This is a genomic window from Streptomyces sp. NPDC094448 (genome assembly GCF_044763775.1).
Classification (GTDB): Bacteria; Actinomycetota; Actinomycetes; order Streptomycetales; family Streptomycetaceae; genus Streptomyces.
In genome coordinates this window covers 150,293-170,044 of record NZ_JBIWGU010000004.1, presented here as the reverse complement: position 1 = coordinate 170,044, position 19,752 = coordinate 150,293, and the positions used below count along the sequence as shown (strand labels likewise).

Genomic DNA, 19,752 nt, shown 5'->3' with positions numbered 1-19,752 from the left:
ACGAACGCGCCGCCGGGCCCGAGCCTCCGCGGTCCCGGTCCCGGTCCCGGTCCCGGCGCCTCCGCGCCCCGAACCTCCGCGCCTCCGTGGCTCCGCGGTGTCTGCGGTGTCTGCGGTGTCTGCGGTCAGAGCAGCACCTGCTCGGGGCAGCAGGCGACCTCCGCGCCCCGGGCGGCCACCCCGACCCGGGTCCGTGTGACGACCATCCGCCCCTCCTGCGGGTACGCGTGCCAGGTGCGCCAGAGCACCTGCCGGCCCCGGCGCTGGGCCATCATCGCGGTGAAGGCGTGCGGATCCCCGGGAAACGTTCCGGCGAGGGAGTTGGGATGGTCGGCGACCAGGGCCAGCAGCTCTTGGGCACGCCCGGCGAACGACCCCTCGGACAGCGTCTCGACCCGCGCGGCGAACTCGTACTCCCAGGAGCCGAGCCGCTCCGAAACCCCCAGGGGGAGGGGCGTTCTGCTGCCGGGCATGCAGGCCACGGTCTCCGAGCAGGTGCCCTGCTCCTCTTCCAGCAGCACCTGGTGGGAAGCGCCGAGCAGCCTGAGCTGGAGCTTGGCCCCGGCGAGTTCGAGGTCGAGTACGGCCAGGGCGGGCAGGGGCTCCCGGCCGAGAGCCCAGGCGAGGTCGTCGGCACGGGTATCGGTGTAGGCGGTATGGAGGGTGGTGAGCATGGATCGGCTCCGCAAACACGCTTCGGCGGTGGATACATGGACCTGAAGGCGCCCCGGAGCGCAAAGACGGCAGGATCTGAAGAGAAATGGGGACGCGCCTGATCGGGCCCGGATGCCGGCCCGGAGGCTGGACGGTTCCAACAGGTTCCGTCGTCAACGGAATCACGAAGTACGCGGGGCTCACAGCGTTTTTACCCAAGTTGGCGGGGTTTCCATCCCCTGGGTGGCCTTGCGGTTCACCTGTTCAAGAAAATCCGTACGTAGTATCGAATGACGGGAACCTCCTCACTCCCGTTACCGCCGCCGAGCATCCGCCCCGGCACCAACACCCGTACCCCCGAAACGACTTCGGCACCTGGCGAAAGGGTCGCCCCTCCCGCCAGGTGCCTCCGGGTCGCGGATCGGCTGCCCCGTGTCAGCCGCTTCCGCCGTCAGTGCCCCCCCGTCGCCTCCAGTCCGCATTAAACCGTTTCACGTAATTCACGCGATTCACGTAATTCACACCGTTAAAGCGTTTCCTTCATTTCCTTCGGTTCGCCCGGCCCCTCACCGGCACCCGTCACCGACCACTGGTCCCTGGTCCCTGGTCCCTGGTCACCGGAGCGGTTCAGTCCCCACCACCGCCGCCGCAGCCCCCACCACCGCCACAGCTGTGCCCGGTGTCCCCGCCGCTCCACCACGAACCACCGGAATCGGCATCGGAGCCCCTGCGGCTCCGTCGGCCCTCCCTCACCCCGCGCCTGTTCAGTGCCATGACGCCGAACCAGATCAGCGCCAGCAGGACCAGCACGATGACCAGCGGTACCCCCATGACCTTCACCGTTCCTTCCGATCTTCTCCGTATCCGGGATGCCCCGCCCCGCCGGACGCCAAAGCAGACTTGAGCAAGTCCAGAGCTTCGGCCCAGGATGGCCGCATGGCGACCACCGAGCAGTCCCCCACCGGATCTTCCACCGGCCCCGGGTCCGGGCCCGCACCGGGGGCCCGCCGGACGGCGGACCGCCCCCTGCTCACCAGCAGGCTCACCGGTTTCGGGACCACGATCTTCGCGGAGATGTCGGCCCTGGCCGCCGAGACCGGCGCGATCAACCTGGGCCAGGGCTTCCCCGACACCGACGGCCCCGAGGCCGTCCGCGAGGCGGCGGTTCGCGCGATCCGCGACGGCCGCGGCAACCAGTACCCGCCGGGTCCCGGCATCCCCGAACTGCGGGCCGCGATCGCCGGCCACCAGCTCTCCCGCTACCGGCTCCACCACGACCCGGACACCGACGTCCTCGTCACCGCGGGCGCCACCGAGGCCATCGCGGCGGCACTCCTCGCCCTGGTCGAACCCGGCGACGAGGTCATCGCCCTGGAGCCGTACTACGACTCGTACGCCGCCTGCATCGCCCTCGCGGGCGGCCGGCGCGTCCCGGTCACCCTCCGCCCCCGCGACGGCGCCTACCACCTCGACCTGGACGAACTGCGCGACGCGATCACCGACCGCACCCGCCTCATCCTCCTCAACACCCCGCACAATCCGACCGGTACGGTCCTCGGCCGCGGCGAACTCGCCGCGATCGCGGAGCTGGCCGTCGAACACGATCTGCTCGTCGTGACGGACGAGGTCTACGAACACCTGGTCTTCGAGGGCGAACACCACCCCATCGCCGGTTTCCCCGGAATGCGCGAGCGCACGGTCACCATCGGCAGCGCGGGCAAGACGTACTCGCTGACCGGCTGGAAGGTCGGCTGGATCACCGCGTCCGCCCCGCTCGTCACGGCCGTCCGCACGGTGAAGCAGTTCCTCACCTATGTCTCGGCCGGTCCGTTCCAGTACGCCGTCGCCGAGGCGCTACAGCTCCCGGAGGCGTACTACGAGGAACTGCGGGCGTCCCTGCGGACCCGCCGCGATCTGCTCGCGGACGGTCTCACAGCGGCGGGTTTCACGGTCTACCGCCCGGCGGGCACGTACTTCATCACCACCGACATCCGCCCGCTCGGCGCGTCCGACGGCATCGCCTTCTGCCGCGAGCTGCCGCGGCGGTGCGGGGTGGTGGCCGTCCCCAACGCGGTCTTCTACGACGACACGGCCCAGGGCGCGCCCTTCATCCGATTCGCCTTCTGCAAAAGCCCCGCGCTTCTCGAAGAGGCCGCCGACCGGCTGCGCCGTCTGTAGGCCGGGAGACGGTACGGCCTCCGGGGGCTGCGCCGTACGGGTGGGAAGCACGGCGCGGCGCGGCCTGTCGGGGCAGTGTGACTCGCGCGGCACCCGCGCGCGGCCCATGTTGGGTCGGAAGGAGACGAACCGCGACCGGAGGTGCCCCCTGTCCGCCGAAACGGCCTTCGACGACACAGCGGCACCCGCCACGCAGCACCCGCACCACACGCAGCACAGCCCCCGCGGCCTTCACTCGGCCCTGCTGCGCATCGCCCCCGCCGTCGGGCTGTTCGCCGCGGCACGGCTGACCGGGCTGGTCCTGATGAGCGTCTGGGCCTGGCACATCGGACGGCGGCCGCGGGCCATCCTCGGCCGGGCCTGGGACGCGGACTGGTACATGCTCATCGCCGAACACGGCTACGGGCGGGTGCTGACCTGGCCCGGTGCGGTCCAGAGCGACCTGGCGTTCTTCCCGCTCTACCCCGGGCTGGTCCGCGGTCTGTCGTACGCCGTCCCGGACCGGATCACCAGCGGGACCATCGGGCTGCTGGTCTCCTGGTCGGCGGCGCTGGTCGCGGCGGCCGGGATCTACGCGGTGGGCGAGCGGCTGCACGGCCGCCGGACCGCGACGGTGCTGGTGCTGCTGTGGGGGCTGCTGCCGCATTCGGTCGTGCTCACCATGGCGTACACGGAACCGCTGCTGACGGCGTTCGCCGCCTGGTCGCTGTACGCGCTGCTGACCCGCCGCTGGCTGTGGGCGGGGGTCCTCGCCGCGCTCGCGGGCCTCTCCCGGCCCAACGGGATCGCGGTGGCCGCCGCGGTGCTGTGCGTGGTGGCGTACGAACTCGTCCGCGGGGGGCGCAAAGGCCGCCGGGACCCGCGGCTGTGGGCGGCCGCGGCACTCGCCCCCACCGGCTGGTGCGGCTACGTCCTCTGGGTCGGCTTCCGTACCGGTGATCCGCTCGGCGGCTACTTCGCCGTACAGCGCGGCTGGACGTCGACCTTCGACTTCGGCGCCGGGGCGGCCCGGGTGGTCCGCGATATCGCGCTGCGGCCCGTCGCGCTGCCGCTGACGATGGCGCTGCTGATCGTGCTCGTATCGACGGTGCTGTTCGTCCTGCTGGTGCTGGCCCGCCCGCCCGCCGCGCTGCTGGTCTACACGGGGGTGCTGGTGCTGATCACCCTCGGCGGGTCCGGGTTCTTCGAGTCGAAACCGCGGTTTCTGCTGCCGGCGTTCCCGCTGCTGCTGCCGGTGGCCCTGGCAGTGACGAGAGCCCGGCCGCGGTCGGCGATCGCGGTGATCGCCGCCCTGGCCGGGCTCTCGTTCGGCTACGGCACCTATCTGCTGACGCTGTCACCGATGGCGCTCTGATCCGGCGGAACCCCCACCGGGCCTGCGCCGGGACGTGTCCGGGGCCGGATGTCAGGCCTCGTCGGGCCCGGCACCCTCCTGGCCGCCCTCCGAGGGCTTGAAGCCCATCTCGGTGGCGAACCAGTTGTCGAACTCCATCGACGCCTGCACCCAGCTCACGGTGGAGGAGACGAAGTGGTCGAGGCTCACGCCCATGCCGATCAGCATCTGTGCCTCGCCGATGAGACGGACGGACGCGCCGCCCTCCTCGTCCTCGTGCAGATGCGTGTAGACCTTCGGCCAGAGGGTGCGGCGGTTCCAGTCGTCGATCTTCTCCAGGATCCGGGTGCGCTCCTCGACGTCCAGCGGACGGTCGTAGAAGGTCCGGACGGAGAAGACCTGCTGCTCGTTCTCGCCGCGGAACATGAAGTACGTGCGGAACTCCTCCCACGGCGCGGCGAGGTCGCCCTCGTCGTCGACGACGTACTTCAGCTCCATCTGGTCGAGGAGCTGCTTCACGAGGTCCTGGTCGGGAACGACGGGTCCCGCCGGTCCTGCGGCCTGCGGCTGGGGCTGGCCCCCGAAATTCGGAATCGAGGACGGATCGATGGTCACCCTGGTATTCCCTTCGTACGGATGCGGCCATCCTCCCCCATGGCGGGGCCGGGCCCCAAGCGCCCCCGGGCGCATTCCCGGGGACGCTCCGGATCAGCCGGCCGCCACCGGTCCGACGATCAGCCCGTCCTCGAAGCGGTCCACCCGTACCGTGTCGCCGTCGGTGACCTCGCCGGCCAGGATCTCCCGGGCGAGCCGGTCCCCGATCGCGGTCTGCACCAGCCGCCGCAGCGGCCGGGCGCCGTAGGCCGGGTCGTTGCCCTCCTCGGCGAGCCACTCCAGCGCTTCGGGCGTGACGTCCAGGACGAGCTGCCGCTCCGCCAGCCGCTGCGCCAGCCGGCCGATCTGGAGACCGGCGATCCGCTTCAGCTCGTTCACGTCGAGCGCCGAGAAGACCACCAGATCGTCCAGGCGGTTGAGGAACTCGGGCTTGAACGAGGCGCGGACCGTGTTCAGCACCTGCTGCCGCTTCTCCTCGGCCGAGGTCGACGGATCGACCAGATACTGGCTGCCGAGGTTCGACGTCAGGATCAGGATGGTGTTGCGGAAATCGACCGTACGGCCCTGTCCGTCGGTGAGCCGGCCGTCGTCGAGGACCTGGAGGAGGACGTCGAAAACCTCCGGATGCGCCTTCTCCACCTCGTCCAGCAGCACCACGCTGTACGGGCGGCGCCGCACCGCCTCGGTGAGCTGGCCGCCCTCCTCGTAGCCGACGTAGCCGGGGGGCGCGCCGACCAGCCGGGCGACGCTGTGCTTCTCCCCGTACTCCGACATGTCGATCCGGACCATCGCCCGCTCGTCGTCGAAGAGGAAGTCCGCCAGCGCCTTCGCCAGCTCCGTCTTGCCGACGCCCGTCGGGCCCAGGAAGAGGAAGGAGCCGGTCGGCCGGTCGGGGTCGGCGATCCCGGCGCGGGTCCGCCGTACCGCGTCGGACACGGCCCGGACCGCCTCCGACTGGCCGATCAGCCGCCGCCCCAGCTCGTCCTCCATCCGCAGCAGCTTCTGCGTCTCGCCCTCCAGCAGCCGCCCGGCGGGGATCCCGGTCCAGGAGCCCACCACATCGGCGATATCGTCGGAGCCGACCCCCTCCTTGACCATGGTGTCCGTACGGGCTTCGGCCTCGGCCTCCGAGGCTTCCGCCAGCTCCCGCTCCAGCGCCGGGATCTCCCCGTACAGCAGCTTGGAAGCGGTGTCGAAATCCCCGTCGCGCTGGGCCCGCTCGGCCCGGCCGCGCACCTCGTCGAGCCGGGTCTTCAGCTCACCGACCCGGTTCAGGCCCTGCTTCTCCTTCTCCCAGCGGGCCGTCAGCCCGCGCAGCTCCTCCTGCCGGTCGGCCAGATCGCGGCGGAGCTTCTCCAGCCGCTGGCGCGACGCGGGGTCGGACTCGTTCTTCAGCGCCATCTCCTCCATCAGCAGCCGGTCGACGGAGCGCTGCAGCTCGTCGATCTCGACCGGAGAGGAGTCGATCTCCATCCGGAGCCGGGACGCGGCCTCGTCGACCAGGTCGATGGCCTTGTCGGGCAGGAAGCGGGAGGTGATGTACCGGTCGGAGAGGGTGGCGGCGGCCACCAGCGCGGAGTCCGCGATCTGCACCTTGTGATGGGCCTCGTAACGGCCCTTGAGACCGCGCAGGATGGCGATGGTGTCCTCGACCGTCGGCTCGGCCACCAGCACCTGCTGGAAGCGCCGCTCCAGCGCCGGGTCCTTCTCGATGCGCTCGCGGTACTCGTCGAGGGTGGTGGCACCCACCATCCGCAGTTCGCCACGGGCCAGCATCGGCTTGAGCATATTGCCCGCGTCCATGGCGGAATCGCCGCCCGCGCCCGCGCCGACGACGGTGTGCAGCTCGTCGATGAAGGTGATGATCTGCCCGTCGCTCTGTTTGATCTCGGAGAGGACGGTCTTCAGCCGCTCCTCGAACTCACCGCGGTACTTGGCACCGGCCACCATCGCGCCGAGGTCCAGGGAGACCAGCCGCTTGTTCTTCAGGGACTCGGGCACGTCCCCCTTCACGATCCGCTGCGCCAGCCCCTCGACGACCGCCGTCTTGCCGACGCCGGGCTCGCCGATCAGCACCGGGTTGTTCTTGGTACGCCGGGAGAGCACCTGCACCACCCGGCGGATCTCCTGGTCCCGGCCGATGACCGGGTCGAGCCGGCCCTCGCGGGCGGCCGCGGTGAAGTCCGTACCGAACTTCTCCAGCGCCTTGTACTGGCCTTCGGGGTCGGCGGTGGTGACCCGGCGGCCGCCGCGGGCCGCGGCGAACGCCGCCGTCAGCTTCTTCGCCGTGGCGCCCCGGCCGGACAGCACCTCGGCCGCCGCACCGCCCTTGGCGGCGGTGCCGATCAGCAGATGCTCGGTGGAGAGATAGTCGTCGCCCAGCTCCTTGGCGCGCTCCGCGGCGTCCGCGAGGACGGCGAGGAAGTCGCGGCTGGGCTGGGGCGGTGCGACGGTGGAACCGGTGACGCTGGGCAGCGATGCGAGCACCCGCTCCGCCCCCGCCCGGATCGCCGCCTGGTCGGCCTCCACCGCGGCCAGCAGATCGGTGAGGTTCTCGTTGTCGGAGCCGGAGAGCAGCGCCAGCAGCAGATGGGCGGGGGTCAGATCGGGATGGCCGCCCGACACCGCGCGACTGGTCGCGGCGTTGATGGCGTCCCGGCTCTTGTTGGTCAGCTCGGCGTCCACGTCCGGTAACTCCTCCTCGCAGGTCGCTCACGCAGGTCACACACATCGGATACGGGCCCCGGCCCGCATCCGGTCACTAAGTCTGACTCATTGAACCTGCACAAAGTTGAGTCTATTCCACTCAAGGCCCGGCCTCAACCGGTGGCGGGGTGCGCCATCGTTCGGCGTACGGGGGCTCCGGGGCTTCCGACCGGTACGGCCTACGCTGGATTCCATGGCGATCACCGATCTGCGCGAGCTGTCCCCCGGCTATCTGGAGTTCTGGCGCGAACACCATCTGTGCACTCTGACGACGCTCCGGGCGGACGGTTCCCCGCACGTGGTCCCGGTCGGGGTGACCTTCGAGCCGGAGGCCGGCCTGGCCCGGGTGATCACCAACAAGTCCAGCCGCAAGGTCGCCCATGTCCTCGCGGGCGCGGCGGACGGGCGGGGCGCGCGGGTCGCGGTCTGCCAGCTGGACCGGGGGCGCTGGGCCACGCTGGAGGGCCGGGCCCGGATCGTCACGGAGCCGGAGGCCGTCGCGGACGCGGTCCGGCGCTATGCCGAACGGTACGGACGCACCCCGAAGCCCAACCCGGACCGGGTCGTCGTCGAGATCACCGTGGAACGGGCCCTGGGCCGCACCTGAGACCCCCACCGGACCCGCCCGCGCCCGCCGGGGCGCCGGGGCCGGATCGCGGGCCCGGCGCCCGTACGCAGACGCACAGCGGCGCCATCGCGTTTCAGGTCCGCGATGGCGCCGCTGTGTGGGGGATGTGCCGGAGCGATCTAAAACGACGGGGGAATCGCTCAGGCACTTCGGGGGGTGGCTCGGGTGGTGTTGGTGTCCGGATCGGCCAGCCGGTGGTCGCGCTGGTCGAGGTTCACAAAAATCATTCCGTATCGGATGGCGCAGCGGACGGGCTGCGGCGCGCCCCTCGGACGGCGGAGGCACCGGTAGGCGCGGACGTCCTCGTCCTCTTCGCGGGCCACGACGATCGGCTCGCCGAACAGGGTGACCATCAACGAGTCGCCTCGGTGGGGAATGGCCGTGACGAGGTCGATGAAATGCCACCCGGAGCGGTAGGCCGTGGCCATCTCGCGTCGGAAGGAGCGGTCATCCGGTGGAACGGTCATGCGTCCGCACCTTCGGAAGCAGGTGCGGTGGTGAGTTCCCAGGAAGGCTCGCCGTCGTCGGCAGTGGCCGCCGCGAACGGTCCACCGACCTCCCACGAGGGCTCACCCTGGTCCGCCGCCGCGACGGCTGCGGGGACGCGCTCCCAAGAGGGCTCGCCGGTGAATCCGGCCGCGCCCAGCGCGGCGCCCGCCAAGGCAAGAGCACATAGCGCACGTAGCGTCCTAGACATGGGTGATCTCCACCTCATTTGATCATTCCTCCTCCCCCGCGCATAAGACGATGTCTCACTCCGAACGCTTGCACCAGCGACGGCAGGCATCATGTTCCTGTAATGCAGGAACATGAGGGGGTACATATGACGTCTCATGGGGGCGAACTCGGACACCCTCACTCAGACGGCAAGTTGTGCGAGGCGGGAAAGAGTCTTTACATCACCGCGCTGCGGAGCGGTCGGCTGTCCCGGCTGGAGGCGGAGACCGCGCCCTGCCTGTTCGACCTCGCACTGCTCGATCCGGACCCGTATGACGCCCAGTGGCTCCGACCGGTTGCTCCCACCACGGCACTGGCGCAACTGATTCACCCCATCGAGAGGGAGATCCAGGACCGCCGCCGGCGGGCCGTCGCCCTCACCGACGCTCTCGAACCGTTTATGTCCATCAGTGCCCAGGGCTCACCCGTGCCCGACGGCATCACCGTCCTCGAAGGCCTCAACCGGATCAACGCCAGTCTGGACCAGGTCACCGCCGACTGCACGGAGGAGCTTCTCACAGTCCAGCCGGGCAGCGGACGCCAGCCGCACTCCCTGGAGAAGGCGCTGCACCGGGTGCAGCCGCTGATCGAACGCGGGGTCCGGATGCGGACCCTCTACCAGCACACCGCCCGCCACCACCCCGCCACGCTCTCCTATATGGAGAAGGTCGGCCCGTCCGGAGTGGAGGTGCGCACCCTCGAAGAAATCATCGACCGGCTGATCATCGTGGACCGGAAGGTGGCCTTCATCCCCGCCAGCAGCGACCGGCTGTTCGCTCTGGAGCTGCGGCACAAGGGGATCGTGGACTATCTGGTCGGCGTCTTCGAGCAGTTCTGGCTGCACGGACTGCCGTGGGACGAGCCGATCTCGTACGGCCCCGATCTCAACGGAGTGACGGGCGTCCAGCGTTCCATCGCCAAACTGCTGGTGGAGGGGCATGTCGACGAGGCGATCGCCCGCCGGCTGGGGATGAACGTCCGGACCTGCCGGGCGCATATCGCCAAACTGGGCTCGTCGCTCGGCAGCGGCAGCCGTACCCAACTGGGGTATCTGATCGCCCAGTCGGGAATCCTGGAGCACGAAACGCCGACCACGGCGGGCTGACGGCCCCCCGCCCGCGCCGTTCACGAACGCAACGGAACGCGGGCGGGACGGGCTGTCGCACCGTACCGCGAAGCACTGCCGCCGGTGGGCCGCCGCCGACGGGCCGCTCACCGGTGGGTCATGCGCTCCGGCGGGCTATTCGCCGGTGCGCTTGGGCCGCCATACGACCAGCGCGCTCGCCTGCTGCACATCCTGGTACGGCACCAGATCGCGCCGGTACGAGGCGTGGACCTGCGATTCGCGCTGCCGCATCGCCGCCGCCGCACCCTCGACCGCGGCCGTCAGCTCGGCCACCCGGGACTGGAGCGCCGCGACCTGGTTCTCCAGCTCGATGATGCGCTTGATGCCCGCGAGGTTGATGCCCTCGTCCTGGGACAACTGCTGCACCGTACGGAGCAGTTCGATGTCCCGGGCGGAGTAGCGCCGTCCCCGGCCCGCCGTACGGTCGGGGGAGACCAGACCCAGCCGGTCGTACTGCCGCAGTGTCTGCGGGTGCAGCCCGGAGAGCTGGGCCGCCACCGAGATCACGTACACCGGTGACTCGTCGGTCAGTTCGTAGGGGTTGCGGCGCCTTCCGTCCATCGTCCTCATGCTCCCTTCGCGGCCTCGAAGAGCTGGGCCCTCGGGTCCTCGTCCGCGGTGGCCTCGCGATAGGCCTCCAGCGCTTCCTTCGCCTTGCCGCTCAGATCCCTCGGAACCGCCACCTCGACGGTGACCAGCAGATCGCCGCGGGTGCCGTCCTTGCGGACCGCTCCCTTGCCGCGGGCCCGCATGGTGCGCCCGTTGGGCGTGCCCGCGGGCAGCTTCAGGGTCACCGGCGGGCCGCCGAGCACGGGCACCTTGATTTCGCCGCCCAGGACGGCCTCCGGGTACGTCACGGGAACCGTGACGGTCAGATTGTCGCCACGGCGGCCGAATACGGGGTGCTCGCCGACATGGACGACGACATAGAGGTCACCGGCCGGGCCGCCGCGCTCGCCCGGGGCCCCCTTGCCGCGCAGCCGGATCCGCTGGCCGTCGGAGACGCCCGCCGGGATCCGCACCTGCATGGTGCGCGAGGAGCGGGCCCGCCCGCTGCCCTTGCAGACCTCGCAGGGGTCCTGGGCGATCAGCCCGCGGCCCTTGCAGTCCACACAGGGGTCGGTCAGCGAGAAGGAGCCGCTGCCGCCGCGGGAGACCTGGCCGGTGCCGACGCAGGTCGGGCAGACCCGGGGGTTGCCGTTCTTGTCGCCGGTACCCGAACAGGCCTTGCACGCCGCGGAGCTGGACATCCGCAGCGGGACCGTGGCCCCGTCGACGGCCTCGGTGAAGCTGAGCGTCACCTCGGACTCGATGTCCTGGCCGCGCCGCGGCTGGACCCGGGTCCCGGCGCCCGCACCACGGTTGAACAGCCCGCCGAACACATCGCCCAGACCGCCGCCGAAGCCACCGGCGCCGCCGGGCTGGGGGCCCCCGCCCTGGGCGCCTCCGAAGAGGTCGCCCAGGTCGAAGTTGAAGCTGCCGCCGCCCGGCCCGGCGCGGAAGCCGCCGTTGCCGAAGAGGGCGCGGGCCTCGTCGTACTCCTTGCGCCGCTTGGGGTCGCCGAGGATGTCATTGGCCTCGGAGATCTCCTTGAAGCGCTCCTCCGCCTTGTTGTCACCCTTGTTGGCGTCCGGATGGAACTCGCGGGCGAGCTTCCGGTACGCCTTCTTGATCTCGGCTTCGGTGGCGTCCTTGGGGACGCCGAGGACCTTGTAGTAGTCCTTCTCGACGAAGTCCTTCGTGTTCATCGACGTCCCTCCTCCCGGGCGGTGCCGCGCACGCTCCGTACGCGTACGCCTCTGCCTGCGTCAGCCCTTGTCCGGGCCACCGCTCTCCTCGCCGTCGGCCGCGCCGTCCTTGGCGTCCGCGCCGTCCGCGGCGGCCGTGGACTCCTTCGGATCCTTGGCCGCCGGTGCCGGACCGGCGCCGGGCTGCGGCTCGGCCACGGCCACCCGCGCGGGGCGGATGGTCCGCTCGCCGATCCGATACCCCGGCTGGAGCACCGCGACGCACGTCGTCTCCGTGACATCCGGCGCATAGCTGTGCATCAGCGCCTCGTGGATCGTCGGGTCGAAGGGCTCGCCCTCCTTGCCGAACTGCTGGAGGCCCATCTTCGCCACGCCCGTCTCCAGGGACTCGGCGACGGATTTGAATCCGCCGACCAGCTCCCCGTGGTCCCGGGCGCGGCCGATGTCGTCGAGCACGGGCAGCAGCTCGGCCAGGAGGGTCGCCGTGGCGATCTCCTTCACCGTGACGCGGTCGCGCTCCACCCGGCGGCGGTAGTTCTGGTATTCGGCCTGGAGCCGCTGGAGATCGGCGGTGCGCTCGGCGAGTGCCGACCGCGCCTGGTCCAGTTCGGCCGTCAGACCGGCGGTTTTGGCGGCGTCCCCTGCCGGGGCCGCCCCGCCCTCCTGCTCGGAGGGCGCGGCGGTCTCGGCGGCGTCGTCGGAGCCGGAGGGGACGTCGGGCTTCTCGTCGAAGCCCGGGGTCTCCTCGGTCACGCGGCACCGCCCTTGGGCTTCTCGTCGTCGACGATCTCGGCGTCGACGACGTCGTCGTCGGCCTTGGCCTGGCCGGCGTCGCCCTGCGGCGCGTCGCCACCCGCGGCGGCCTGCTGTGCCTGGGCATCCGCGTACATCGCCTGGCCGAGCTTCTGCGAGACGGCGCCGAGCTTCTCGGTGGCGGTACGGATCTCGGCCGTGTCCTCGCCCTTGAGCTTCTCCTTCAGCTCGGTGATGGCCGTCTCGACCTCGGTCTTCACCTCGCCGGGAACCTTGTCCTCGTTGTCCTTGAGGAACTTCTCGGTCTGGTAGACGAGCTGCTCGCCCTGGTTGCGGGTCTCGGCGGACTCGCGGCGGCGGTGGTCCTCGTCCGCGTACTGCTCGGCCTCCTGGCGCATCCGGTCGACCTCGTCCTTCGGCAGCGAGGAGCCGCCGGTGACGGTCATCTTCTGCTCCTTGCCCGTGCCCAGGTCCTTCGCGGTCACGTGCATGATGCCGTTGGCGTCGATATCGAAGGAGACCTCGATCTGCGGGACGTTGCGCGGCGCCGGCGGCAGGCCGGTCAGCTCGAACATGCCGAGCTTCTTGTTGTACGCCGCGATCTCGCGCTCGCCCTGGTAGACCTGGATCTGGACGGAGGGCTGGTTGTCCTCGGCCGTCGTGAAGATCTCGGAGCGGCGGGTCGGGATCGTGGTGTTGCGCTCGATGAGCTTGGTCATGATGCCGCCCTTGGTCTCGATACCGAGGGACAGCGGGGTGACGTCGAGCAGCAGGACGTCCTTGACCTCGCCCTTGAGGACACCGGCCTGGAGGGACGCGCCGATGGCGACGACCTCGTCCGGGTTCACACCCTTGTTGGCCTCCTTGCCGCCGGTCAGCTCCTTGACCAGCTCGGCGACGGCGGGCATCCGGGTGGAGCCGCCGACCAGGACCACGTGGTCGATCTCGGAGAGGGCGATGCCCGCGTCCTTGATGACGTTGTTGAACGGGGTCTTGCAGCGGTCCAGCAGATCGGAGGTCAGCTGCTGGAACTGGGCGCGGGTGAGCTTCTCGTCCAGGTGCAGCGGGCCCTCGGCGGAGGCCGTGATGTAGGGCAGGTTGATCGACGTCTCGGTGGAGGACGACAGTTCGATCTTGGCCTTCTCGGCGGCCTCGCGGAGGCGCTGGAGGGCCATCTTGTCCTTGCCCAGGTCGACGCCGTGGCCGTTCTGGAACTGCTTGACCAGGTAGTCGACGACGCGCTGGTCCCAGTCGTCGCCACCGAGGTGGTTGTCGCCGTTGGTGGCCTTCACCTCGACGACGCCGTCACCGATCTCCAGCAGGGACACGTCGAAGGTGCCGCCGCCGAGGTCGAAGACGAGGATCGTCTGGTCGTCCTTGTCGAGGCCGTAGGCCAGCGCGGCGGCCGTGGGCTCGTTGACGATACGCAGGACGTTGAGGCCCGCGATCTCACCGGCCTCCTTGGTGGCCTGGCGCTCCGAGTCGTTGAAGTACGCCGGGACGGTGATGACCGCGTCGGCCACCTTCTCGCCCAGGTACGCCTCGGCGTCGCGCTTCAGCTTCTGCAGGATGAAGGCGCTCATCTGCTGCGGGTTGAAGTTCTTGCCGTCGATCTCGATCTTCCAGTCAGTGCCCATGTGGCGCTTGACCGATCGGATCGTCCGGTCGACGTTGGTGACCGCCTGGCGCTTGGCGACCTCGCCGACCAGCACCTCGCCGTTCTTCGCAAAGGCGACGACGGACGGCGTGGTCCGGGCTCCCTCGGCGTTGGTGATGACGGTGGGCTCGCCGCCCTCCAGAACGCTGACGACGGAGTTAGTCGTGCCCAGGTCGATGCCGACCGCACGTGCCATGTCAATTCCTCCAGAGACTTCTTGAGTGGAACTGACTCAAGGATGCCCCAGCCCGTCGCGGGAGTCAACAGACCTGAGTCGACCCCACTCAACTTTTATCCCACGCTTATCCGCAGCCCGGCCGGCCGGTGCCGCATTCGCCGGGCCGCGCACAGCACCTGTCAACCGGCCGCGCGTGGCGACCACCCCTCCGGGGACCGCATCTGTCACAGTCATCCCCCACAGAACTCACTAAACACCTACACACCCCTATACATCGCCACTCATCCCGGAACTCCGGGTACATCGCTACTCATCCCGGAACTCCGGAAACTTCCCTTGCTGCACGCTTCGGCGGGAGAAGACAGATGTCCCTTTCGAAAAGAGCCGTCGATCTGCTGGGCACGGCCCTTCTGCTGCTGCTCCTCGCCCCGGCGCTGGCGGCGCTCACGGCCGCCGTCGCCATCTCGGCGCGCGGGCGGGTCCTCGTACCGAGGCGGTGTACGGGTGCGGGCGGGCGGCCGTTCCGGATGCTGGCGTTCCGGGTGGTGCCCGGCAGCCGCACGGGCCGGCTGCTCCACCGCCACTACCTGGACCATCTGCCGCAGCTCGTGAACGTACTCCGGGGCGAGATGTCCCTGGTCGGCCCGCGCCCGCTGCCGGTGGACCGGATCCCGGCGGGCAGCGCCCGGGCCCGTACCTCCGTACGCCCCGGAATCACCGGACTCTGGCAGACCGGCGGGCGGTCCGGGCTGCCGTGGGAGGAGATGGCCGTCCAGGATCTGCACTACATCAGGGAACACTGGCTGGGCATGGACCTGATGATCCTGGCCCGTACCGTCTCCACCGCCCGGCGCGGGCGCCCCGCACGCGCCGCGGCCGCCGCCCCGGCGCGCGTACCGCGCCCGCAGAGGCTGAGGCAAGCCTGAGCGACACAGATCACCGGCCGCGCGGCTACAGTGCGGCCCCATAAGTGGGTAGTCTCGGCCCGAAACGATTAAGTTACCGCTTAGTAATTTCTCGGTGGCCGGCCGCGCCCGGACCGGTCCCCCTCGCAGGCCCGAGGAGCCCGAAATGCAGCTCGCCGCGATCGTCGTGTCGCTGGTCCTGACCGTGGTCGCCGTCGCGCTCATCTCCCGAGCCGTCGCGCAGATCTACCGCTTTGTGAAACTCGGCCAGCCCGTGCCCGCGGGCAGCCGCACCAACGACCCCAAACAGCGCACGATCACCCTGGCCAGGGAGTTCCTGGGGCACACCCGGATGAACCGCTGGGGCATCGTCGGCTTCGCCCACTGGTTCGTCGCGATCGGCTTCCTCACCCTGCCGCCGACCCTGGTCCAGGCGTACGGCCAGCTGTTCCGGGCCGACTGGATGCTGCCGGTGATCGGCGACTGGGCGCCGTTCGAGATGTACACCGAATTCATCGGTCTGATGACGGTCGCCGGAATCCTTGTCCTGATGGCGATCCGGCTGCTGAACCTGCCCTCCCGGGCGGGCCGCAAATCGCGTTTCGCGGGCTCCAAGGCGTGGCAGGCGTACTTCGTCGAGTACGTGATCCTCACCATCGGCCTCGCCATCCTCGTCCTGCGCGGTCTTGAGGGCGCGATCCACCACGTCGACGGCTACGAGGCCGGGTACTTCATCTCGTACCCCCTGGTCGCCGCCTTCGAGGGCCTGAGCACCGGCACTCTCCAGAACCTCATCTACCTCACCGCCGCGGTGAAGATCGGCACCTCGCTGATCTGGATGATCACGGTGTCGCTGAACACCAATATGGGTGTCGCCTGGCACCGCTTCCTCGGCTTCCCGAACATCTGGTTCAAGCGGAACGCCGACGGCGCCACCGCGCTGGGCGCGCTCCAGCCCATGACCAGCGGCGGCAAGGAGATCGACTTCGAGGATCCGGGCGACGACGACGTCTACGGCGTCTCGCAGGTCGAGCAGTTCTCCTGGAAGGGCATCCTCGACTTCTCCACCTGCACCGAATGCGGCCGCTGCCAGTCCCAGTGCCCCGCCTGGAACACCGGGAAGCCCCTCTCCCCCAAGCTCCTGATCATGTCCCTGCGGGACCATGCCCACGCCAAGGCGCCGTATCTGCTGGCGGGCGGCGGAAAGAGCATGGAAGGCGAGGAGAAGGCGAGCCCCGAGGCGCTGAAGGACGTGCCGGCCGCCGCCCTCGCCGAGGCCGAGCGGCCGCTGATCGGGACGCTGGAGGAGAACGGCGTCATCGACCCGGACGTGCTCTGGTCCTGCACCACCTGCGGCGCCTGCGTCGAGCAGTGCCCGGTCGATATCGAGCACATCGACCACATCGTCGATATGCGCCGCTACCAGGTGATGATCGAATCGGCCTTCCCGTCCGAGGCGGGCACGATGCTCAAGAACCTGGAGAAGAAGGGCAACCCCTGGGGCCTGGCGAAGAAGGCCCGTGTCGAGTGGACCAAGGAGGTCGACTTCGAGGTCCCGATCGTCGGGCAGAACGTGGAGGATCTCGGCGAGGTCGACTACCTCTACTGGGTCGGCTGCGCGGGCGCCCTGGAGGACCGGGCGAAGAAGACCACCAAGGCCTTCGCCGAGCTGCTGCACATCGCGGGCGTCAAGTTCGCGATCATGGGCGGCGATGAGAAGTGCACCGGCGACTCCCCCCGCCGGCTCGGCAACGAGCCGCTGTTCCAGCAGCTCGGCCAGGAGAACGTGGCCATGCTGAACATGGCCTTCGGCGAGGACGAGGACGATCCGGCGACGAAGAAGCCGAAATCGGCGAAGAAGATCGTCTCCACCTGCCCGCACTGCTTCAACACCATCGCCAACGAGTACCCGCAGCTCGGCGGCGACTACGAGGTCATCCACCACACCCAGCTGCTCCAGCACCTCATCGACGAGGGCAGGCTGGTCCCGGTGACACCGGTGGAAGGCCTGATCACCTACCACGACCCCTGCTACCTGGGCCGCCACAACAAGGTCTACACGCCCCCGCGCGAGATCATGTCGGCCGTCCCCGGTCTGCGGCAGCAGGAGATGCACCGCCACAAGGAACGCGGCTTCTGCTGCGGCGCCGGCGGCGCGCGGATGTGGATGGAGGAGCGGATCGGCAAGCGGATCAACGACGAGCGGGTCGACGAGGCGCTCTCCCTCAACCCGGACATCGTCTCCACCGCCTGCCCGTTCTGTCTGGTGATGCTGACCGACTCGGTCAACGGCAAGAAGAACAGCGGTGCGGCGAAGGAATCCCTCCAGGTTGTGGATGTGGCGCAGCTGCTGCTGGACTCGGTGAAGGCGCCGCCGTCGGACCCCGAGCCCCGGGACGCGCCGGAGGGCGCGCCCGAGCCGGAGCCGGTGCAGTAGTCCCGTACTTCCAGGTACTTCCAGGGTGACCTCCAGGGGGACCCGGGCCTGGGGCGCAGCCCCTCCGGGTCCCCTTCCCGTTCCCCCTAAGGGATGTCACAGCTCAGCCGCAAAGCCCCCTGTCCGCGCCCCCGGTGGGGTGGTGATCTGCCGGAACGGGGTACTTTCGAAAGCGTGGCTGGATTCAGGATCGGACGCGGACGGGACAACCGCAGGCAGCAGCGACCCCCGCAGGGGCCGCCCCAGGAGCCGCCGTACGGGCGGCAGCAGGCCTGGCCCCAGGCGGGCGACGGGCGGCCGTCGGCGTACGGCGAACCGGAGTACTACGGGGACCCGTACCAGCAGCAGGGCGGTCCGCAGCAGGGGCCGCCGCAGTACGGGGCGCCTCAGCACGGCGGCCCGCACCGGGGCGCGCCGCAGTACCAGCAGCCGCCGCGGCACCCGGGCCACCACCAGCCCCACCCGCCGCCCCACGACCCGTACGCGGACAACAATCCGGGTCACACCCAGGCCTTCACGGTCGACGACCCGTACGGCCAGGGCGCGACCTACCAGGCGGGCAACGCGCCCGCTCCCCCGGCCGGCCCACGGCTGCACTGGAAGCAGTTGCTGAGCGGCATCGTCACCCGTCCGGCGCAGACCTTCCTCCAGATGCGGGACTACCCGGTGTGGGGCCCGGCGCTGGTGGTGACCCTGATCTACGGCGCGCTGGCGATCTTCGGCCTCGACGAGCCGCGCAAGGAGATCTTCAACGCCACGCTGTCGTCGGCGATCCCGGCCGTTCTGATGACGGCAGTGGCCTTCGTGATCGGCGGGTTGATCCTCGGCGCCGTCACCAACACCCTCGCCCGCCAGTTCGGCGGCACCGGCGCCTGGCAGCCGACCATCGGACTCGCCATGCTGATCATGGCGGTCACCGACGCACCGCGCCTGTTCTTCGCCCTCTTCCTGGGCGGCCAGAACTCCCTGGTCCAGCTTCTGGGCTGGCTGACCTGGCTGGCGGCGGGCGCGCTGTTCACGTCGATGGTGAGCAAATCCCACGATCTGCCGTGGCCGAAGGCACTGGGCGCGTCGGCGATCCAGCTGCTGGCGCTGCTCTCGCTGATCAAACTGGGCACGATCTGAGATACGGCCCGGGGCCTCGGACCCGGGCTGCCTGCACAGGGGCCACCCGCTACCGGACCGGGGAAATCGCAAGCTCCGCAGACTCCACCAGGGCGTGCCGGCCGGGAACGGCCCCGGCGTACGCGGGGATGTTCCGAAGCCGCCGTCAGCGGTCCAGACGTAGGTGTTGTCGGCGCCGCGCACGCGGGGATGTCCCCTCTGCACAGAGAGGATGACCAGCCACTCGGCCAGCGCACACATCTGAGGTGTGAACGCCTGCGCCGCTCCGGTACGGCACCGCGTCGCAGTGGAGCGGGAGGGCCCTTCCGCGCCTACGCTCAGAGCTTCGAAGCCGTCTGGACCACGGCGACCCGGTTGCCGAGGAGTGAAGGTGACCGCGGGCCCGCCGGCATCACCCGATTGCGGCTCTGAGCGGCGAGAAACGCCCAAGATCAGATACCGCCGGGACACGACCCGGCAAACCGTTCGGTGACCTACGTCACATCAGGGCATCTTTCGAGGGCGTCACCGGGGTACCGGACTTACGGCATGGAGGCAGAACAGACCACGGGAAGTTGATCCAGTCGTCGGTGCGCTTCCACACGTACTCGCACTTCACCAGCGAGTGCGACTTCTCGTAGATCACGGCCGACCGGACTTCCGCGACATGGTCCAGGCAGAAGTCGTGGACCAGCTTCAGCGTCTTGCCGGTATCGGCGACGTCGTCCGCGATGAGGACCTTCTTGTCGGAGAAGTCGATCACGTTCGGCACGGGAGCCAGCATCACCGGCATCTCCATGGTGGTGCCCACCCCGGTGTAGAACTCCACATTGACCAGGTGGATGTTCTTGCAGTCCAGCGCGTACGCCAGCCCGCCCGCGACGAAGACCCCGCCGCGCGCGATGGACAGCACGATGTCCGGTTCGAAGCCGTCGTCCGCGATGCTCTGCGCCAGCTCGCGGACCGCGGTCCCGAACGTGTCGTAGGTCAGGTTCTCCCGTACGGCACTCATC

General features: G+C 69.8%; 18 protein-coding genes. 7 read left to right on the top strand and 11 right to left on the bottom strand.

Annotated features, from left to right (window positions below; translation table 11 throughout):
• Nucleotides 1-125 precede the first annotated feature (125 nt).
• The gene (locus ACIQ9E_RS09390; RefSeq protein ID WP_403704463.1) at nt 126-674 is read right to left on the bottom strand and encodes a DUF2617 family protein; all 549 of its coding nucleotides are present in this window, start codon (nt 672-674) and stop codon (nt 126-128) included.
• A gap of 607 nt (nt 675-1,281) precedes the next feature.
• Complete coding sequence (locus tag ACIQ9E_RS09385; RefSeq protein ID WP_403704460.1) at nt 1,282-1,485, bottom strand: hypothetical protein; 204 nt, start codon at nt 1,483-1,485, stop codon at nt 1,282-1,284.
• A gap of 105 nt (nt 1,486-1,590) precedes the next feature.
• Between ACIQ9E_RS09385 and ACIQ9E_RS09380 the strand changes: the two genes are divergently transcribed.
• Together ACIQ9E_RS09380 and ACIQ9E_RS09375 are read left to right on the top strand one after the other, a co-directional pair.
• Nucleotides 1,591-2,832 (top strand): pyridoxal phosphate-dependent aminotransferase, encoded by a 1,242-nt coding sequence (locus ACIQ9E_RS09380; RefSeq protein ID WP_403704457.1) that lies wholly within the window; start codon nt 1,591-1,593, stop codon nt 2,830-2,832.
• A 106-nt stretch (nt 2,833-2,938) separates the two neighbouring features.
• Nucleotides 2,939-4,186: a glycosyltransferase family 39 protein gene (locus tag ACIQ9E_RS09375; protein ID WP_403704455.1), complete on the top strand. Its 1,248-nt coding sequence runs from the start codon at nt 2,939-2,941 to the stop codon at nt 4,184-4,186.
• Nucleotides 4,187-4,237: 51 nt separating this feature from the next.
• Here the strand turns inward: ACIQ9E_RS09375 and ACIQ9E_RS09370 are convergent, their stop codons facing one another.
• Together ACIQ9E_RS09370 and clpB are read right to left on the bottom strand one after the other, a co-directional pair.
• Nucleotides 4,238-4,780, bottom strand: a complete 543-nt coding sequence (locus ACIQ9E_RS09370) for a YbjN domain-containing protein (RefSeq protein WP_006347795.1) — start codon at nt 4,778-4,780, stop codon at nt 4,238-4,240.
• Between the two features lie 93 nt (nt 4,781-4,873).
• The gene (clpB, locus tag ACIQ9E_RS09365) at nt 4,874-7,465 is read right to left on the bottom strand and encodes an ATP-dependent chaperone ClpB (RefSeq protein WP_403704452.1); all 2,592 of its coding nucleotides are present in this window, start codon (nt 7,463-7,465) and stop codon (nt 4,874-4,876) included.
• A gap of 214 nt (nt 7,466-7,679) precedes the next feature.
• On the opposite strand from clpB, the gene ACIQ9E_RS09360 reads away from it, so the two are divergent.
• Nucleotides 7,680-8,093, top strand: a complete 414-nt coding sequence (locus tag ACIQ9E_RS09360; RefSeq protein ID WP_403704450.1) for a pyridoxamine 5'-phosphate oxidase family protein — start codon at nt 7,680-7,682, stop codon at nt 8,091-8,093.
• A gap of 161 nt (nt 8,094-8,254) precedes the next feature.
• Here the strand turns inward: ACIQ9E_RS09360 and ACIQ9E_RS09355 are convergent, their stop codons facing one another.
• Entirely contained in the window at nt 8,255-8,581 is a 327-nt protein-coding gene (locus tag ACIQ9E_RS09355) for a hypothetical protein (protein WP_006347798.1), read from the bottom strand.
• Nucleotides 8,578-8,811, bottom strand: a complete 234-nt coding sequence (locus ACIQ9E_RS09350; RefSeq protein ID WP_366260978.1) for a hypothetical protein — start codon at nt 8,809-8,811, stop codon at nt 8,578-8,580. The genes ACIQ9E_RS09355 and ACIQ9E_RS09350 overlap by 4 nt, the downstream gene beginning before the upstream one ends.
• A gap of 126 nt (nt 8,812-8,937) precedes the next feature.
• On the opposite strand from ACIQ9E_RS09350, the gene ACIQ9E_RS09345 reads away from it, so the two are divergent.
• On the top strand, nt 8,938-9,936 hold the full coding sequence (locus ACIQ9E_RS09345; RefSeq protein WP_366260977.1) for a helix-turn-helix transcriptional regulator: 999 nt from the start codon (nt 8,938-8,940) through the stop codon (nt 9,934-9,936).
• A 135-nt stretch (nt 9,937-10,071) separates the two neighbouring features.
• Here ACIQ9E_RS09345 and ACIQ9E_RS09340 read toward each other — a convergent pair whose 3' ends face one another.
• Genes ACIQ9E_RS09340 through dnaK form a run of 4 tightly spaced genes read right to left on the bottom strand, consistent with a single transcriptional unit; the run spans nt 10,072 to nt 14,311 of the window.
• The gene (locus ACIQ9E_RS09340; RefSeq protein ID WP_366260976.1) at nt 10,072-10,518 is read right to left on the bottom strand and encodes a heat shock protein transcriptional repressor HspR; all 447 of its coding nucleotides are present in this window, start codon (nt 10,516-10,518) and stop codon (nt 10,072-10,074) included.
• Between the two features lie 5 nt (nt 10,519-10,523).
• The gene (gene dnaJ / locus ACIQ9E_RS09335; RefSeq protein ID WP_403704446.1) at nt 10,524-11,705 is read right to left on the bottom strand and encodes a molecular chaperone DnaJ; all 1,182 of its coding nucleotides are present in this window, start codon (nt 11,703-11,705) and stop codon (nt 10,524-10,526) included.
• 60 nt (nt 11,706-11,765) lie between these two features.
• Entirely contained in the window at nt 11,766-12,458 is a 693-nt protein-coding gene (gene grpE / locus ACIQ9E_RS09330; RefSeq protein WP_403704443.1) for a nucleotide exchange factor GrpE, read from the bottom strand.
• Entirely contained in the window at nt 12,455-14,311 is a 1,857-nt protein-coding gene (gene dnaK / locus ACIQ9E_RS09325) for a molecular chaperone DnaK (protein ID WP_403704440.1), read from the bottom strand. Before dnaK ends, grpE begins: the two co-directional genes overlap by 4 nt.
• 347 nt (nt 14,312-14,658) lie before the next feature.
• Here dnaK and ACIQ9E_RS09320 point away from each other — a divergent pair, with 347 nt between their 5' ends.
• From ACIQ9E_RS09320 to ACIQ9E_RS09310, 3 genes are all read left to right on the top strand, one after another.
• On the top strand, nt 14,659-15,219 hold the full coding sequence (locus ACIQ9E_RS09320; RefSeq protein ID WP_403704437.1) for a sugar transferase: 561 nt from the start codon (nt 14,659-14,661) through the stop codon (nt 15,217-15,219).
• A 145-nt stretch (nt 15,220-15,364) separates the two neighbouring features.
• Nucleotides 15,365-17,635 (top strand): heterodisulfide reductase-related iron-sulfur binding cluster, encoded by a 2,271-nt coding sequence (locus ACIQ9E_RS09315; protein ID WP_403704434.1) that lies wholly within the window; start codon nt 15,365-15,367, stop codon nt 17,633-17,635.
• A 174-nt stretch (nt 17,636-17,809) separates the two neighbouring features.
• Nucleotides 17,810-18,760, top strand: coding sequence for a Yip1 family protein (locus tag ACIQ9E_RS09310; protein WP_403704431.1), 951 nt, complete (start codon nt 17,810-17,812; stop codon nt 18,758-18,760).
• 478 nt (nt 18,761-19,238) lie between these two features.
• Here ACIQ9E_RS09310 and ACIQ9E_RS09305 read toward each other — a convergent pair whose 3' ends face one another.
• A complete protein-coding gene (locus tag ACIQ9E_RS09305) occupies nt 19,239-19,751 on the bottom strand; it encodes a phosphoribosyltransferase (RefSeq protein WP_403704427.1) in 513 nt (170 codons plus the stop codon).
• Between the last annotated feature and the right edge of the window lies 1 nt (nt 19,752).

Excerpts from the sequence above, each read along its gene's own strand:
- ACIQ9E_RS09350 (WP_366260978.1), bottom strand. The coding sequence starts at position 8,811 with ATGTCTAGGACGCTACGTGCGCTATGTGCTCTTGCCTTGGCGGGCGCC.
- dnaJ (WP_403704446.1), bottom strand. The coding sequence starts at position 11,705 with ATGAACACGAAGGACTTCGTCGAGAAGGACTACTACAAGGTCCTCGGC.
- ACIQ9E_RS09385 (WP_403704460.1), bottom strand. The coding sequence starts at position 1,485 with ATGGGGGTACCGCTGGTCATCGTGCTGGTCCTGCTGGCGCTGATCTGG.
- ACIQ9E_RS09360 (WP_403704450.1), top strand. The coding sequence starts at position 7,680 with ATGGCGATCACCGATCTGCGCGAGCTGTCCCCCGGCTATCTGGAGTTC.
- ACIQ9E_RS09315 (WP_403704434.1), top strand. The coding sequence starts at position 15,365 with ATGCAGCTCGCCGCGATCGTCGTGTCGCTGGTCCTGACCGTGGTCGCC.
- ACIQ9E_RS09390 (WP_403704463.1), bottom strand. The coding sequence starts at position 674 with ATGCTCACCACCCTCCATACCGCCTACACCGATACCCGTGCCGACGAC.
- ACIQ9E_RS09355 (WP_006347798.1), bottom strand. The coding sequence starts at position 8,581 with ATGACCGTTCCACCGGATGACCGCTCCTTCCGACGCGAGATGGCCACG.
- ACIQ9E_RS09380 (WP_403704457.1), top strand. The coding sequence starts at position 1,591 with ATGGCGACCACCGAGCAGTCCCCCACCGGATCTTCCACCGGCCCCGGG.
- ACIQ9E_RS09320 (WP_403704437.1), top strand. The coding sequence starts at position 14,659 with ATGTCCCTTTCGAAAAGAGCCGTCGATCTGCTGGGCACGGCCCTTCTG.
- ACIQ9E_RS09340 (WP_366260976.1), bottom strand. The coding sequence starts at position 10,518 with ATGGACGGAAGGCGCCGCAACCCCTACGAACTGACCGACGAGTCACCG.
- ACIQ9E_RS09375 (WP_403704455.1), top strand. The coding sequence starts at position 2,939 with ATGTTGGGTCGGAAGGAGACGAACCGCGACCGGAGGTGCCCCCTGTCC.
- dnaK (WP_403704440.1), bottom strand. The coding sequence starts at position 14,311 with ATGGCACGTGCGGTCGGCATCGACCTGGGCACGACTAACTCCGTCGTC.
- ACIQ9E_RS09345 (WP_366260977.1), top strand. The coding sequence starts at position 8,938 with ATGACGTCTCATGGGGGCGAACTCGGACACCCTCACTCAGACGGCAAG.
- ACIQ9E_RS09305 (WP_403704427.1), bottom strand. The coding sequence starts at position 19,751 with ATGAGTGCCGTACGGGAGAACCTGACCTACGACACGTTCGGGACCGCG.